Source organism: Sphingobacterium sp. CZ-UAM, assembly GCF_002000245.1.
GTDB lineage: Bacteria > Bacteroidota > Bacteroidia > Sphingobacteriales > Sphingobacteriaceae > Sphingobacterium.
On sequence record NZ_MTCM01000001.1, the window covers coordinates 1,357,063 to 1,373,595 of the forward strand.

The 16,533-nt window shown below is 41.2% G+C and carries 15 protein-coding genes; 8 read left to right on the forward strand and 7 right to left on the reverse strand.

Annotation, left to right across the window (positions count from 1 at the left end; genetic code table 11):
- The first annotated feature begins 207 nt into the window (after positions 1-207).
- A complete protein-coding gene (locus BWD42_RS05885; RefSeq protein ID WP_139351031.1) occupies positions 208-804 on the forward strand; it encodes a hypothetical protein in 597 nt (198 codons plus the stop codon).
- Between the two features lie 167 nt (positions 805-971).
- On the opposite strand, the gene BWD42_RS05890 is transcribed toward BWD42_RS05885, so the two are convergent.
- Positions 972-2,225: an amidohydrolase gene (locus tag BWD42_RS05890; protein WP_077434052.1), complete on the reverse strand. Its 1,254-nt coding sequence runs from the start codon at positions 2,223-2,225 to the stop codon at positions 972-974.
- A gap of 187 nt (positions 2,226-2,412) precedes the next feature.
- Here BWD42_RS05890 and BWD42_RS05895 point away from each other — a divergent pair, with 187 nt between their 5' ends.
- The 3 genes from BWD42_RS05895 to BWD42_RS05905 all read left to right on the forward strand — a co-directional run bounded on the left by BWD42_RS05895 (position 2,413) and on the right by BWD42_RS05905 (position 4,646).
- Positions 2,413-3,033: a DUF45 domain-containing protein gene (locus BWD42_RS05895; protein WP_077434054.1), complete on the forward strand. Its 621-nt coding sequence runs from the start codon at positions 2,413-2,415 to the stop codon at positions 3,031-3,033.
- Between the two features lie 3 nt (positions 3,034-3,036).
- Positions 3,037-3,399, forward strand: a complete 363-nt coding sequence (locus tag BWD42_RS05900) for a hypothetical protein (protein WP_077434056.1) — start codon at positions 3,037-3,039, stop codon at positions 3,397-3,399.
- A gap of 62 nt (positions 3,400-3,461) precedes the next feature.
- Positions 3,462-4,646, forward strand: a complete 1,185-nt coding sequence (locus BWD42_RS05905; RefSeq protein ID WP_077434058.1) for an oxygenase MpaB family protein — start codon at positions 3,462-3,464, stop codon at positions 4,644-4,646.
- Here the strand turns inward: BWD42_RS05905 and recR are convergent.
- Positions 4,634-5,248, reverse strand: coding sequence for a recombination mediator RecR (gene recR / locus BWD42_RS05910; protein ID WP_077434060.1), 615 nt, complete (start codon positions 5,246-5,248; stop codon positions 4,634-4,636). The two genes, BWD42_RS05905 and recR, sit on opposite strands and share 13 nt — an antisense overlap.
- Positions 5,249-5,365: 117 nt before the next feature.
- Here recR and BWD42_RS05915 point away from each other — a divergent pair, with 117 nt between their 5' ends.
- Entirely contained in the window at positions 5,366-6,070 is a 705-nt protein-coding gene (locus BWD42_RS05915) for a TIGR00730 family Rossman fold protein (RefSeq protein ID WP_175992021.1), read from the forward strand.
- A gap of 1,114 nt (positions 6,071-7,184) precedes the next feature.
- Here the strand turns inward: BWD42_RS05915 and BWD42_RS05920 are convergent.
- On the reverse strand, positions 7,185-8,636 hold the full coding sequence (locus BWD42_RS05920; RefSeq protein WP_254846186.1) for an exonuclease domain-containing protein: 1,452 nt from the start codon (positions 8,634-8,636) through the stop codon (positions 7,185-7,187).
- 223 nt (positions 8,637-8,859) lie between these two features.
- On the opposite strand from BWD42_RS05920, the gene BWD42_RS05925 reads away from it, so the two are divergent.
- Complete coding sequence (locus BWD42_RS05925; protein ID WP_077434066.1) at positions 8,860-9,141, forward strand: GNAT family N-acetyltransferase; 282 nt, start codon at positions 8,860-8,862, stop codon at positions 9,139-9,141.
- Positions 9,142-9,252: 111 nt separating this feature from the next.
- On the opposite strand, the gene hutG is transcribed toward BWD42_RS05925, so the two are convergent.
- Genes hutG through hutH form a run of 4 tightly spaced genes read right to left on the reverse strand, consistent with a single transcriptional unit; the run spans position 9,253 to position 15,084 of the window.
- The gene (hutG, locus tag BWD42_RS05930; RefSeq protein ID WP_077434068.1) at positions 9,253-10,242 is read right to left on the reverse strand and encodes a formimidoylglutamase; all 990 of its coding nucleotides are present in this window, start codon (positions 10,240-10,242) and stop codon (positions 9,253-9,255) included.
- Positions 10,239-12,260, reverse strand: coding sequence for a urocanate hydratase (locus BWD42_RS05935; protein WP_077434070.1), 2,022 nt, complete (start codon positions 12,258-12,260; stop codon positions 10,239-10,241). The genes hutG and BWD42_RS05935 overlap by 4 nt, the downstream gene beginning before the upstream one ends.
- Positions 12,257-13,510 (reverse strand): imidazolonepropionase, encoded by a 1,254-nt coding sequence (gene hutI / locus BWD42_RS05940; protein WP_077434073.1) that lies wholly within the window; start codon positions 13,508-13,510, stop codon positions 12,257-12,259. The genes BWD42_RS05935 and hutI overlap by 4 nt, the downstream gene beginning before the upstream one ends.
- 11 nt (positions 13,511-13,521) lie before the next feature.
- The gene (hutH, locus tag BWD42_RS05945) at positions 13,522-15,084 is read right to left on the reverse strand and encodes a histidine ammonia-lyase (protein WP_175991968.1); all 1,563 of its coding nucleotides are present in this window, start codon (positions 15,082-15,084) and stop codon (positions 13,522-13,524) included.
- A 76-nt stretch (positions 15,085-15,160) separates the two neighbouring features.
- Between hutH and BWD42_RS05950 the strand changes: the two genes are divergently transcribed.
- Both BWD42_RS05950 and BWD42_RS05955 read left to right on the forward strand, forming a co-directional pair.
- Positions 15,161-16,075, forward strand: a complete 915-nt coding sequence (locus tag BWD42_RS05950; protein WP_077434077.1) for a LysR family transcriptional regulator — start codon at positions 15,161-15,163, stop codon at positions 16,073-16,075.
- 61 nt (positions 16,076-16,136) lie between these two features.
- Positions 16,137-16,427, forward strand: a complete 291-nt coding sequence (locus BWD42_RS05955; protein ID WP_077434079.1) for an antibiotic biosynthesis monooxygenase family protein — start codon at positions 16,137-16,139, stop codon at positions 16,425-16,427.
- The last annotated feature ends 106 nt before the right edge of the window (positions 16,428-16,533 follow it).

Consider the following 16,533-nt stretch of genomic DNA (forward strand, 5'->3'; position numbering starts at 1 on the left):
TAATAAACTACAAAAAGTTAAAAACAAACGTTAGCATTAAAAATTAGAAGCCTAACTACGCAATTATATTGCGCATATTAACAGGAGCGGGACGTGAGATTTGTTTAGATGATCATGGAATAACAATAAATATCACTGATTTCCATGAGAAAGCTATCTGAAAGAAGTGCTATTTTTACACAGTCATAAATAACAAGAATTTATTAAATGAGAGCAAAAACATTATTGGTTCTACTGGCTATCTATTTTGTCGCTACAGGTTGCACGGGTTCAAATCCTAAAAATAATGCTGTAAAGCCCGCTGGCGACAGCCTAACAACAAAAAGTAGCGCTGATACTGCAAAAGCCAGTGATCAGGTAAAGTCAACAACAGATCTTGATCCGGCCAAAGTATGGCTGGAGCAAATTTTTCACTGCGATGATGATAAATCAGGGAAGTATTGTTATTATCTGGACAAGGAAGAAGCCCTCTGCACGGCACGTTTTATGGAATTCTTAGCAGATGCCAATGAAATCTATGGCCCCTCCAATCTAACAGACGCAGAATTACCGGTGGTGGAAGCGCGATACAAAGCGAAGTGGGGAAAAATTTACCCGCTCTACACGCAGGAAATGTGGTTATTCGGCCGAGGTAACGATGATGCCCTGGCCATTAATACCGTCGAGATCAAAAAGCTAAGCACAGACAAGTACAGCGTATTTATAGATTATGGTAACAATATAAAAACGCAAAATGAGGTTCAGCTGGTTCTTGAAAACAGCAACTATAAAATTGATTATTGCAAGACAAGCTTTGTACAATAAAAATCTTCGTCCTTTCCGCAGCACAGCCAGGATAATCAATGGAAGGTTCTTTCTGACCAATATACCGAGTAAGTAAGCTGACAGAAAATTCAAAAAAAACCACTTTTTATCACTAACGGATAAAAAGTGGCCATATAATAAAACAATAAATGGGGCGTGTAAGCCGATTAAATTGGAGACGAATTGCTCCACTTGACGATATTCCCTTTGTGCAATAGGCCATCGACAGCTGAGATACGTGAAACAGCTTCAGCTGAACAGCTGGCATCCACCAATGTGAAACTTGCTTCATCTCCTACCTTTGGCCATACTTGTTGACCACTATCGTCCAAAGGTAATTTTCCATTTGTCGCATAGTGTAGGCAACGGGACAGATCAAATTCCGTCTCATAACCATAGAGCTGTGCAGCAAGATTCGCTTTTTGCAACATATTTCCACTGCCAAACGTCCCCCAGTGATCCTGCACATTATCATTTCCGGTAAGTACCTCCACTCCTGCTTTCCGCAGTTGAGGCAATGGCATTAGCATATTGCGAAAAGGTACTGAACTCGCAATACCGACCTTGGCGGAAGCCAAGCGTTCAGCTGTATATTGAAGATCTTTTTGAGACATATAGCCCAATGCAAAAGCATGACTGATAAATGTCCGTCCCTGGAGCGCGGGATTCTCAAGTACTTTGTCTACTAAATAATGGATCGTTTTGACACCAGATTCACCCCCCTCATGCAGATGGATATCGATTCCCTTTTTGTTATCCAAAGCTAACTGAATAGTCAAGTCCATGGGTTTTTCGATACTTCCGTCGATACTAAAGGGATCTAAACCGCCAATAAAATCAACCTTATCCCAAGCAGCAATTTCCTTCATCAGCCCGACAGAGTCCGTATAATATAAGCCATGTTGTGGGAAAGCAACCAATTCTGCATCAAAGGAATCTTTCACATGTTCCAATGCCCGCAATAGATTTGCCAATGATTTGGTGCCAGAGGTTGGATCGACATTAAAATGTGTTCTTGCAAAATTAGTCCCATACCCCTGTAGCAACATGATTAGCTTTTCAGCCCTTTCCACCGAGGTTTTAAGCAGTTCCGGAATAATTTCCTGCTCGCGGGCAATCATATCCTTCACGGTTCTATTTTTAGGAAATACAGCCTTCCAAGGTAGACCATAAAGGGTTTTATCCAAATGGATGTGCATATCCCGAAAGGCGGGTAATGCCAATTTTCCCTTCGCATCAAATCCACCAGAGCCAACTGTAGTCTGACCCGGCCGAATTTCCTTTATCTTACCGCCCGCTATTGTTACCGTAAAGAGTGCCGTATCGGTTCCAACAATTTTCCCTTCGCTATAGAGAAAACCTGTTTCCAATCGTACATTTTCTAACGTATACTGTTCGTTGTGCTGATTGAGTTCATTCATGAAAATATCATTTTTTTCAAAGCTAAGCTATTTAGCCCCTTTTGATTTGTAGATATTATCACAACATTTGTAAATATTATGGCTGCGGCATAAAATATGAACTCGGCATGAATTTTCTCTTAATCCTGTTTTTAATACAAAAATATAGTTACTTTGAACTTGTTTTATAAAACACCACTTCCTTCATATGCAGATTGAAATTGATCACAATTATTATGAAATAGTCAGTTGGGACAAAGATTATATCCAAATCCAAGGTACATGTTCCCCCTTTCGGGTGTATGCACCACCTTTTTATGATGTTGCCTCCCTCAAGCAATATATCATGCTCAATCCACCAGCATCTTCCGGACATGATCAGTCCTATTCCTACTTGGAAGACCCCTATTATTTATTTGCAAAACCCTACCTGGTTAAGGTTTTTCAAACCTCAACAGCAGCAATTATTGAACTTAAATCAAGCAGTATCTGCGTTCATCAACGAAAGGCTGTAAATACACTCAAGTTGCTGAAAGCCTGGAGTCATGAACTGTTGTACAATGAACTGATCAAAAGGATAGGCTATTGGGAAGAACAGCTGGACAACTACGCCATTTCAGCTATCCGTATAGGCAAGCTATCTACCAGGAATTATAAAATCAAGGGCAATGAAATCTATTTTTCATCCCGATTGATTGATTTTGATAAAGAACAGATTAATCTGGTTGTTTTAGCAGCATTTTGTAAATTTTCCAAAAAAAATAGGAAAGAGTCAGAAGCGATCTATAACTTGTACATCCCCAACTGGAGAACATTTAATGTATATTAAGACATGGCAGAAATCAGCATACAATTAACAATACCAGGAGACAGCAACTTTGAATCTTTGCAAAATGATCCAATACAATTCTTAAAATTATTAAGCACCGAGCAGCAGCGACTGATTGATGATCATGTTGTCGGTCAGCTCGATGATAAAGACGGCGCTCCGACACTGACAGATTTTAGTATCAGCAATATTATCTTTGATCCCGTTACACTAAAGGGTTCATTTCGGCTGCATTTCAAAATTTCCCGACAATTCTGCTGTAGCGATATATCCTCCTGTCAGGCAGATTACATAGACTTTAACTTTAGAAAAGAATGTGAAAAAATCTATACTACAGGAAGTTATACCATATGGTCAATTCAATGAAATTAGCCATTCAAGATCGACAATAGATCAATTGATTTCAAGTTAGACATTCCCTATTTAAAATGAAAATCCCCGAGCGCTATAAAATTAACACAAGCTCCTTTTCCTATTATTGGACCAATGGTATCGGTGCTAAGTTGTTAGATAAGTTACCCAATAAACCAAACCTGGCTGATGCGGATCAATATATTCCATTGTTATATCAGTACGATGAGGCCTGCGACCGATTGGTTGAACATTTACATCTAAAAATCGGCTTTGCAAAAGGGCAACAATTGATTCGGGATTATCTCCAGGGCAAAGCCATCGAAAGCGTTTACGATAAACTGATCTCGGATTTTATGAACACCTTGCCTATAGCGCCCCAGTGGCTCGATTGGAAAAAGATACAACAGGGAATTGCGCTCAGTCAGCGTTCAGGATTGACTGGGCTCATTGTATTACGCGATTATTGCCTCATGGGTGGTTATGAATCCAGCGCGATCAATAAACCCTTGATTTTTACCGGAGCGCTTAAAAAAGGCGCAGTCAAACGCTTAACCGAGACGGTAACATTCTGGGTCGACATCACTGCTGACCAGGCATTACAAAAAGGGGGGATTGGCTTTGAGGCCATTCTATTGACGCGCTGCATCCATTCCTTCGCACGCTTGAATATATTGAAACATGGCGACTGGAGAACTGACAAATGGGGTACCCCCTTAAATACCTGGGATATGTTGGCGACCAACTTAGGTTTTTCATTAGTTTACTTAATCGGCCTCAAACAAATGAAATTCAATTTATTAGAAATAGAAATAAATGGAATCATGCACCTTTGGAAATATATCGGAAGCCTATTGGGTATCCCATTGGATCTGCTTCCAGACACTGAGGAAGAAGCCATCAAAGCCCTATATTATTGGACCATGACCCAAAAAGAAGGAGATCAGGATAGCATTGCATTAGCCCAGGCCCTCATGGAAGAACCCATACATGCAGCTTATCCAAGAAACAAGTTTGGCAGAAAATTAATGCGGGAAGTACATTTGTACTATAACCATTATCTACTGGGCAATCACTCCTGTAATCTATTGGGACTGGAAAAGACGAACATCGGTAAGATCGCCTACTTCAACATTCTTAAAAACAAAAAAGAAAACAGCCGGATCTTAAAGGATGAGGTTCGACAGCAACAAATACGGGAAGGCCGAAAAGTCCACGAGGGAGTCAAACAGATCTATTTGACATACAACTACCCAACATGACGCTCATACGGCACCCTGGTAGCGATTGACCGGCCCAAGGTGAGCTCATCCACGTATTCCAGTTCACCGCCAAATGCGATACCACGCGCGATTGTTGTAATCTTGACATTAAACTCACGCAATTTTCGGTACAGATAAAAGATGGTTGTGTCCCCTTCCATCGTCGCTGAAAGGGCTAAAATAACCTCCTCAACACCACCACGTTGAATACGGTTAAGCAATCCTTCAATTTTAAGGTCAGCGGGTCCTATACCGTCCATTGGCGAAATCAGTCCTCCCAGTACATGGTACACACCCTGATAGGAATTTGTATTTTCGATGGCCATCACATCACGCGTATCTTCCACTACACAGATTAAACTCTTTTCGCGTTTAAATGATCCACATATTTCGCAGGTCGCCTGATCCGAAATATTAAAGCATTCCTGACAATATTGAATATCTTCTTTCAAACGGTCAATAGACGCCGTAAAACGCGCCACCTCGGAATCAGATTGCTTCAATAAATGTAAAACCAGCCTTAATGCTGTCTTTTGTCCCACACCTGGTAATTTACCAAATTCCGCAACCGCGTTCTCAAGAAGTTTAGAAGAAAAATTCATAATGCAAATGTAAGAATAATCGTAAAAAGTAGCTAGTATTAAAAAAATAGCTATATTGTATTCCTTTTTGAAAAAAAATGGGTTTTAGAAATTAAATGTATAACGTTATATATGGACATTACAAAAGAAGATAAAATTATCCGCGCTTTTGAGAACAAAACATGGCAGGAAATTAAGGTTAAAGATTCATGGCAGATTTTTAAAGTCATGTCAGAATTTGTGGACGGGTTCGAGAAGTTGGCTAAAATTGGTCCCTGCGTATCCATATTTGGCTCGGCACGCACACCACGTGAACACAAATATTATCAAATGGCTGTAGATATCGCCGCACTACTAACGGAACGTGGCTACGGTATTATATCCGGAGGTGGCCCGGGGATTATGGAAGCAGCAAATAAAGGTGCTTATGAGTCTGGCGGAAAATCCGTGGGTTTGAATATCGAACTTCCATTTGAACAATTTCACAACAAATATATTGATCGCGATAAACTGCTTGAGTTCAAATACTTTTTTGTACGAAAAGTAATGTTTATGAAATACTCCCAAGGTTATATCGTTATGCCTGGTGGTTTCGGAACAATGGATGAACTCTTTGAAGCGATTACTTTAATTCAAACAGGTAAGATTGCCCGCTTCCCAATTGTATTGGTTGGTTCAGCGTACTGGAAGGGTCTTATAGACTGGGTGCAAGACACCATGCTTTCAAACAAATATATCAGTGAAGAAGATCTGAAACTTTTCCGTATTGTCGATACTGCTCAAGAAGCAGCAGATCATATCTTCCGTTTCTATGATAAGTATCTGTTAAAACCGAACTTCTAATCGCTATAACATTAAATAATACAAAAAAAAGAGAGTATCTAAGCAATTGGATACTCTTTTTTGTGTATTCGTGCACTCGCCATCTATCCACAACCTTCCATCCTAATGAAAATCAGGGCTGCCCCGACATTGTTACTTTTTTTGTGCATTCATACGACTACTTCACTTCGTGTTTGTTTAACATAAGTAAGCGGCATTTTAGCCTTAAGCATAAAGAAATATTCTAAATACAAAAGTTAAAAAAGTACACTTTATCTATTCGTTCAATGCGGCTAAACGGAGGTCCCACTTCCCCCCTACAGATATAGCACCTCTTAAGTACAGATAAAGCACAGATAAAGTACCATTTTGTTACAAAACGATATGTACTTTAGCAGTACTTTAAACGAGGTATTGAACTCCTGAAAACGGAGAAAATAGAAAAAAAGACACTTTTATTCATTTTAACTACTAGATAAGCACACACCCGACACAATTAAGCCTAGATAGCTGTACAAAAAAGTAGCATCAAATCTTCTAATGAAGCGCAACAGCAGGTTGATTTATTGGAGAACAAAGGAGCGGGCTCCAGCAGTATGCCACAAAAAAAGGGCCTAAGCCCTTTTTATATATAAAGATATGGATAAGATATACCGTAGCTACTTTTAGAAAACGCCCCATATTTGTTTACTAATTCCGCTATTACAGTACGCATGTACTAAAGTAAGTCAAATTAACCCTTTAGAGAAAAAAACAAGGGGGACAAAAGGGGGACAAATTACAATAAATTGATATACAAACTATTACTGTTACACGATAAAATCACAAATAGTATGTTTTTAATAAAAATAACAGGATTCCATTTTAAATCAGAAGCGCTTTGCATCTACGAGATCAAAAACAGACGTGTCTTAGCATATAAAAAAGAAGACCTGAGGTTGGGAGCCCCAGGTCTTAACTAACCAATTATTAACCTAAATTATGAAAAGTCTTTTTTTATTATTCTACACAAGGAATATTTCAACTATTAGACCAAAAAGAGTGTCGATTTTATATTTCACATTTTTTTAACACATTGCTGAGATTGATATGACGGATCTCCTCTTTCGGGCACTACAAACTATGATATTTAATATTATTGGAAGAGCTTTTCTGTGGTAATTTTGTCATAATCCATGTCAGCTTCAGCCGCGACAAGTCCAGCCGGATTTTGCGTCAGAAAATGCACCTTATTTGGATAGCGTTCAGCCATTTGCCTGACCAGCTCCATCATATAATGATTACTTGGATAAACTTTTACTTGGGTTTTGATATCTTCAAAATCTACATACTGGCCATATAGCTCAATATATCCCATACCGTAAAATTGGCCATTTTCAATGACAATACAGCTCTTTTCTTCTATACTCCGCCCCTTATCGACAAATACAAAAGATGGTCTTTGTTTCAACCATTCATCAATACAACGCTCGACACGTGTGTTATGCAATGCTTTGTCAGGCAAATCAGCTCGACTGACAGATTTAGCTGCCAAACTAGCAGTGCCAAAATGACAAAATTGAGCGCTAATCTCTCCTTCTTTCATAAAGGACTGTAATAATTGAATGGCATCGTATTCGCGTTGAAATAGCTGAATGCAATCTTGGATCCGATTCATTTTACCTATTGCCAAATGGAGATACCCGCTTTGATCCTCATAGCAAAACAAACCAAATTTTGGTTCATACCGTTTTAGTGCGCGATTATATTTGGGCCAAAGTCGTTTAATCTCCGCACATTCCAGTAGCAGGGACATCAGTTCTGTGCCACAGGACTCATAACTAATGTGATAGATCTCTTTTAAAAAATTTTGTCGCTGCGCCTGAATATTGTTACCTGTAAAGTGGGATAACACCCTTTTCTTGATATTGACCGCCTTCCCCACATAGACCACCTTTCCATCTTTATCATGAAAATAGTAAACACCGGCAGTATCGGGCAATTGCTCGAATTCCTTCCGATCTAGATGCGGCGGAAACCGCTGATCAATAGCCTTATGTTTGATCATTTCCTGAAACACCTGTGCTGTATCAAGCGCACGAAGATAAGCGAACAGAATCGCTGTTGCGTCGGCATCACCGCCTGCCCGGTGCCGATTTTCGATGGGTATATCGAGGTAATCGCACAAACGGCCCAAACTATAGGATAAAAGCCCTGGTTTGATCTTACGGGCATAGCGTACGGTACACAATTTAATGGAAGACCAGTCTATTCCAGCCTCCTGAAGCTGAAAGCGAACGAAGGAATAATCAAAATTGACGTTATGTGCAACAAAAACCCGATCTTTCAATAATGCATAAATTTCTGCTGCAACGTCCTCGAATAAAGGTGCATCCGCAACCATGTCATTATCGATACCGGTAAGCGCAAAAATAGAATTTGGAATTTCAACCCCTGGATTTACCAAAGTCTCCCAACGATGCAACACGCGATTACCGTCGTGTATAACGATTGCGATTTCAGTAATCCGACTGGATTTTGCATTACCCCCTGTGGTTTCTATATCCACAATGGCAAATTCTTGTTTTTTGCTCCGATTCATAGTCATTCCTAAAACAAATATACTAACATATTTAGTATATCTATGTATTTTAGCATTTATTTAACGAAAGAGCTTAAAGTAATGTTATATCGCAGAATAACTAAGATCAGCCTACTATCATTTGGTCAATTTTCAGCCATATTTAATAGGATAAGCAGTTTAAAAATAATGTTGATAAGATTTTGCTTATTTTGGATATACTTTTATATAACATATCAAATTATCATCAATGGAAATAGTACATAAAAACGACGAAAAACATGGCAGTTTTGAGGCAGTAGACGAAGGAAAATCAGCTGCACAAATGACATACACCTGGGCTGGACCAACAAAATTTATCATTGACCATACCGAAGTCAACGAAAACTATACGGGCAAGGGATTAGGCAAGCAACTACTAATGGCTGCAGTCGAATTTGCCCGAAAAGAAAATCTTAAAATCCTCCCCCTCTGCCCCTTTGCAAAGTCAGTGTTTGACAAAGAAGCAGCGTTGGCTGATGTGCTTTTTTAGCGTGATGGGAAAAATAAAAGCAGGTTGAATCTAACTGGAAAAAAATCCAACCTGCTTTTATCATTTAGATAAACCTTATTATTTTACCGAAGCTAATCCGGATACACCTGACTAAAATCTATTTACAAATTTAAAGATAAGATCTGCCGCCAGTTTTGCTGTACGGGCATCGATATCAAAATATGGATTTAACTCTGCAATATCCATGGATTTCAAATTAGGCAGCCCCATAATAGCGCTGTACAAATCGAAAAATAGATCATCCGGAACAATGCCATTAAAGGCTAGCGCACTTACGCCGGGTGCGTACGGAGCCGCGAAAGCATCCAGGTCAACAGTTAAGTAGATATAATCAACCTGTCTGGCAAATGTTTCAATTTGATCCTTAATAGCATTGAGTTTACTTGGAACCAGGTCTTTGCGTTCAACAATCTGTGTACCTTTAGACTTTGCATAATTGATAAGTCCACTTGTATTACTGATCTCCTGTATACCTATCGCCATATAATGAAACGCTTGGTCCGTATCTTTTCGGTCCGCTTCGATCTGATAAAACCCGGTTCCTGAATTTCCCTTTCCCCCAGCAAGCGCACGCATATCCAAATGCGCATCTAGGTTGATCATACCAATCTTATGCCCACCGTCACGTAAATAGTCTTTTATTCCGAGATAATGGCCATAAGTTACCTCATGTCCACCACCCAAAACGATCGGAAATCCGCCAGCTTTAAGAATAGAGGACAAGGCATATCCTAGCGTTAATTGTGAAGATTCTAAATCACTATCGTTTAGAAAAATATCACCAGCATCTTTAAGTTTAAGTTTAGATGAAAAATGAACCGGAAGATTAGCAAGTACGTTTCTTATGGCACCAGGTCCATCCTTCGCGCCTATCCGCCCCTGGTTGCGGACAACACCTTCGTCACTGCAAAATCCCAGAAACACCACTGACTGACTCAAATCTGGATTGACCATCAGGTCAGTACATTCCATTAATTGATGCCAGCGCATCCAATCCCTTTGTTCGCCATCGATCCGTCCTTTCCAGACGGCTTGGTCCCCCGGGGTATATAAGTCCTGCTGGTTAAGTAAAAGGTTCATTCGTTTTCATTAAATAATTCATCAATAATATGGTCGTCCACAAGTTGTGCCCGGGTAACCTGTAACGTTGGATTACTTGCCATCGCACTATCCAAGGCTTGGTTTGCCTCTTTGTTACGCGCCCAGGCACGCCTGGCAATACCATTATTCACATCAAAGTACAACATTTTCTCCAGTTTACCATCTGCGGCTACCGAACCATCAAGCAACATTCCGAAACCACCATTGATTACTTCGCCCCAGCCAACACCGCCACCATTGTGAATGGAAACCCAGGTTGCACCCCGAAAACTATCACCGATCACATTATGTATCGCCATATCCGCGGTAAACTGACTTCCGTCGTAGATATTGCTCGTTTCCCGATAAGGGGAATCCGTTCCACTGACATCGTGATGATCTCGTCCCAATACAACTGGACCAGCAAGTTCTCCATTTCGAACGGCTTCGTTAAATGCTTTGGCAATAGCGATACGGCCATTAGAATCTGCATACAGGATACGGGCTTGCGATCCAACAACCAACTTGTTCCTTCCGGCCTCCTTGATCCATTGGATATTGTCCAACATTTGCTGTTGGATCTCTTTTGGCGCTATCGCCTGAAGCGATGTCAGTACATCCATCGCAAGTTGATCTGTTTTTTCCAGATCCGAAGGTTCTCCCGAAGTACACACCCAACGAAAAGGACCAAAACCATAGTCAAAGCACATGGGACCTAAAATATCCTGAACATAAGACGGATAGATGAATTTATCCCCATCCGCGTCCAATATTGCTGCCCCAGCGCGGCTACTTTCCAGCAGAAATGCATTGCCGTAATCGAAGAAATAGGTCCCTTTGGCAACGTGTTTATTAATGGCATCTACATGACGGACCAATGTTGTCTGTACAAATTGTTTAAATTTAACAGGATCAGCGGCCATCAGCGCATTGGATTCATCAAACGATAAACCCATCGGATAATAACCTCCTGACCAAGGATTATGGAGCGAAGTCTGATCCGATCCGACAGTCACATAAATATCCTCGCGGTCAAAGGCTTCCCAGACCTCCACAATATTGCCGATATAAGCAAAAGATATCGACTGCTTTTTATCCATCGCTACGCGAACCTGATCCACCAATTGGGCAATATCTTCCACCAATACATCTACCCAACCTTGCTCGTGTCTTTTTTTCGCGGCTGTTGGATTGACCTCAGCACAGACGGTAATGCAGCCAGCAATATTGCCTGCTTTCGGCTGTGCACCACTCATCCCCCCAAGGCCGGAGGTCAAAAACACTTTTCCTTGGATAGATTCTCCAACTGGAAGCTGCCGACGGAAGGCGTTCATGACCGTAATTGTTGTTCCGTGCACAATACCTTGTGGGCCAATGTACATATAGGAACCTGCAGTCATCTGCCCATATTGGGTGACACCCAGCGCATTGTACCGCTCCCAATCATCGGGTTTCGAATAATTCGGAATCATCATACCATTACTGACAACAACCCGGGGCGCATGTTCCGAAGACGGAAATAAGCCCATTGGATGACCACTGTACATATGCAAGGTCTGTTCATCTGTCATCCGGGAAAGATAGTGCATCGTCAGGCGGTATTGTGCCCAATTTTGAAATACAGCACCATTACCACCATAAGTAATCAGCTCATGGGGATGTTGGGCAACAGCAGGATCCAAGTTATTCTGAATCATCAGCATAATGGCTGCTGCTTGTTTACTTTTTGCCGGGTAGGCTGCTATCGGACGGGCGTACATTTCATAAGTTGGTCTAAAACGATACATATAGATCCTCCCATACGCTCTTAATTCGTCCAAAAACTCTGGCGCTAATTCCGCATGCCATGATTTTGGAAAATAACGCAGGGCATTTCTGAGCGCAAGCTTTTCCTCTTTTTTCGAAAGAATATCTTTGCGTCGTGGTGCATGACTTACAGTCAGATCACGCGCTATCTTTGGGGGCAGCTGCGAAGGGATACCTTCTGCGACTACACGACTAAATACATTGTCCATCATCGTTCAATTGAAAACACTTCTCTACCATTTTTCCAGACAGCTGAAGGCTGCATACTTCCCTGATAATAAGTGATATTTTGATAATTATTGGTATTAAATAAACTAAAATCCGCTCGCATTCCCTTTGCCAGTTTCCCGCGATCATGCAGATTCAAGGCATGCGCTGCCCGGAAGGTCAAGGCAGACAGAACCTCCGCATTGCTGAGCTTTTCCATTGTTGCCAATATACAGGCACTGGTCAGCAATTGGCCAATCGGTGCAGAACCCGGATTCCAGTCACTTGCGATTGCTAAACTTGCACCAGCGTCCAACAGTTTACGTGCTGGTGTGAATGCACAGCCAATACCGATAGACGCCGCAGGCAATGCCACTGCAACGGTATCAGACTGTGCCAAAAGTCCAATTTCTACTGCTGTGGATGCTTCAAGGTGATCGGCTGATCGTGCGCCTAATTCCACTGCAACTTGACTTCCGGAGGTGCTGAACTGATCTGCATGGACCGTCAAATCGAAGCCCATTTCTTTGGCCCGTTGCAAGTACGGTCTGACCGTTTCGGCGTCAAATGCTGTTTTTTCAATAAAAGCATCCACTCGATTGGCCAACTGCTGTGCTTTCAATTCTGGGAAGAGCGTTGCCTCCATCAGGTCAAGGTAATCTTTTGCCGACCCCTTATAGTCCCGAGGCAGAATATGTGCTGCTAGACAAGTCGGTATTAAATCCGCAGCAGTCTGGTTATTTGCCCTCTTAATAGCGCGTAAAATCTTAAGTTCTTCTTCAACTTGAAGACCATAACCACTTTTAACTTCGATGGTTGTAATACCTTGACGCAATAGAAAATTAGCGCGATCGATGGTGAGTTGAACCAATTCATCTTCTGTACTGGCCCTTGTGTGGGATACTGTACTCCAAATTCCACCACCGGATTCCGCAATTTCCAGATAAGAAGAGCCTGCGTTACGAAGCGCAAAATCATTTGCCCGCTGCCCTGCATAGCTAATGTGGGTATGGCAATCCACGAAGCCTGGTAAAGCAACCTGATCACCTTCAAGATGGATGATGGTAGCTCTTTCCTGCCATTGTTGACATAAAAGGTCAAAATCACCTATTTCTTGAATGATTTCGCCTTCAATCAAAATGCCAGCATGATCTATAATCTGTAATTCGGCATCCTTTATAGCACCTTTCAATGAAATATGATCCATTGTCAATAATTGCCTGAAAGGACCTATAAGTTTTAACTCTTTTTCCATGATATGCCAATCTAAAATGTATCAAAACGCTCTACCAGCGCGGCTTCAACATCTTGCTTCGGATTAGTCTGCTGACGTAGAGTAATCAGTTCGCCCGATTTGACCAATTCCAATGCATTCGTTAACAAAGCTTCCATTGGCTGATCGGATTCAATATGTGGAATAAACTGCCGGATGCGTTCATGAACCGTTTCCAATGCCGGAGTAGACCGCAGCGGGTGATGATAATCCTTCGCCTGTGCTGCGCATAACAATTCAATACTTAGTATTTTATCCACGTTATCTATGACCTGAAGCAGCTTCCTACCCGATATAGATCCCATACTCACATGATCTTCTTGTCCCAGTGATGTTGGGATACTATCCGCACTTGCTGGAAAACACAAACCCTTATTCTCACTTGCAATAGCAGCTGTGCTATATTGAAGAATCATAAAACCAGAATTAAGCCCTGTCGATTTCATCAACAACTTAGGCACGCCATTGGTTTGCCCCTCCAGGGATAAATACACCCTCCGATCTGATATATTACCTATTTCCGATACAGCAAGTGTGGCATAATCCAAAGGTAAAGCAATAGACTGTCCATGGAAACTACCACCACTGATCGTTAATTCATCGTTTATAACAACAGGATTATCTGTTACCGAGTTGATTTCAACCTCGATTGTATCCTTTAAGTGAAGCCATGCATTACGTGAAGCACCATGTACCTGTGGGATACAACGTAAAGAATAGGGATCCTGAACGCGCGAGCAATCTTTATGGCTTTCTAAAATCGCTGACCCATAAAGTAAGGAATGGATATTTGACGCAACATAGCGGTTGCCAGCATGTGGACGCAGTTGATGTAATTCGGAGAAGAAAGGTTTAATGGATCCATTCAGTCCCTCGATCATCAATGCAGCGATAATATCCGCATTTTGAAGTACTCTGTTGAACTCGCTAACTGCTTTCACACCATGCGCGGCCATAAACTGTGTCCCGTTGATCAAGGCCAAACCCTCCTTAGCGCCTAACTGAATAGGCTTGAGGCCATGTTGCGCTAAAATAGACTCCGTAGTATAAATCTCTCCCCTGACATTCACTTTTCCAAGCCCGATCAGAGGCAGGAAAAGATGGGACAATGGTGCCAGATCTCCTGACGCACCAACTGAGCCCTGTTTGGGTACAACGGGAATAATATCCTCTTCGATGTGCCATATAATACGTTCTAATGTACTGTACTGAACACCTGAGAACCCCTTGGCTAGGGCGTGTACTTTTAATATAAGCATGAGTTTGGCCAAATCATTTGCGATGGGCTCACCCATCCCAACAGCATGGCTCTTCAGGATGTTTTCCTGCAATACCTGCGTCTGATCTGCATCGATCAGTGTCGTGCAAAGTGGCCCAAACCCCGTATTGATACCGTAAACCACCTGTCCGCGTTCGACAATCTGACGTACATAGGCTGCACTCCGATCGATATCGGCCTTCACCTGTGCCGAGATCTCTCCTTTGACTTCCCCTTTTGCTATTGCCAAGGCAATGGAACTTGTTAAGTGTCCACTGCCATATAAAAATTTTTCCATTATTATAAAGCTTTTATCAAATTTAGCCGCTATATTTAATAATTAGAAATACCATTTTTATCATCAATTGATAACCATGAATTATCAAATAGAACTTAGACATCTTCTTTATTTTAAAGTATTAGCCGAAGAGCTCCATTTCAGAAAAGCTGCTGAACGGCTGTTCATAGCCCAACCGGGACTGAGCAGACAGATCAAGCAGCTTGAAGAAAACTACCAGGTAACGCTATTTGAACGCAATAAAAGAAATGTCTCTTTGACGGAAGCCGGAGCTTATCTATTTGACGAGGTTAAAGAACTGTTTAGGCACATGGATCAGATTGAAACCCAACTCCAGAGTTTGGCCAATGGGAAGATCAGCACCTTAAAGTTAGGCTTTATCGGCTCGGCAGTACAAACAATTTTACCTCAATTGTTGGTCACCCTCAAACAAAAGCAACCTGATATCGAATTGTCACTACACGAACTTGCCAATGAAATACAATTGGACCTCATTCAAAAAAAGGAACTTGACTTTGGTTTTGTGCGTCTTACCGAAACACCAATCGGACTGCATAGCCTTCCTATCCATACGGAACATTTTAGTCTGGTACTGCCAAACAATCATCCCATGTTAGAACAGGAGAAACTTGATCTATATCAATTGAAGAACGAATCTTTTATTCTGTTTTCCAAAAATTACAGTCACTCCTATTATGATTTGGTCATGAGTATTTTTCAGGATCATCAATTTACACCAAAAGTTACGCTCCGTACAGTAAATGCATTAACAATATTTAATATGGTGGCACAGGGTCTCGGGGTCGCCATTGTACCGGCATCTTTAAAAAATGGTTATCAGGTTGATGTGCGTTTTCTTGAACTGGATAGCTTGGCACAGCGAACCACCTTATCGTTGGTATGGAATGCCGAAAACCGTAACCCAGGGATACCCTTCGTTTTGGATATTATTGCTTCTCAGGGTCTGAAAGCCGTCATTACGGAAACATAGACCTTTTTTATCGTAGAAATATTTGATATATTTACTTGACTATACATTTAAAAAACAAATTATGATTTTAGAAGTAGCCGTACTACAAATTATCGAGGGACAACAGTCTAATTTCGAACGTGATTATAAGACTGCTTGCCAGTACATTAGCGCTAGCAAGGGATACATCACACATTCACTCCGCAAATGCCTTGAAAAGGATAATCAGTATATTCTATTGGTTGAATGGGAAACTTTAGAGGACCATACAGTAGGCTTCAGAGAATCTCCATTGTTTAAGGAATGGGAAAAATTATTACATCACTATTATGACCCCTTCCCGACAGTGGAACATTATGAAGTGTTAAAATAGATTTTTCATCCATCTTTTTCAATAATATCTACTACCTTTGTAGGAATTATAAATTCAACTTTTAACCCCTGTAAAGTCTCGGACTTTATGGCTATATACGGAATAA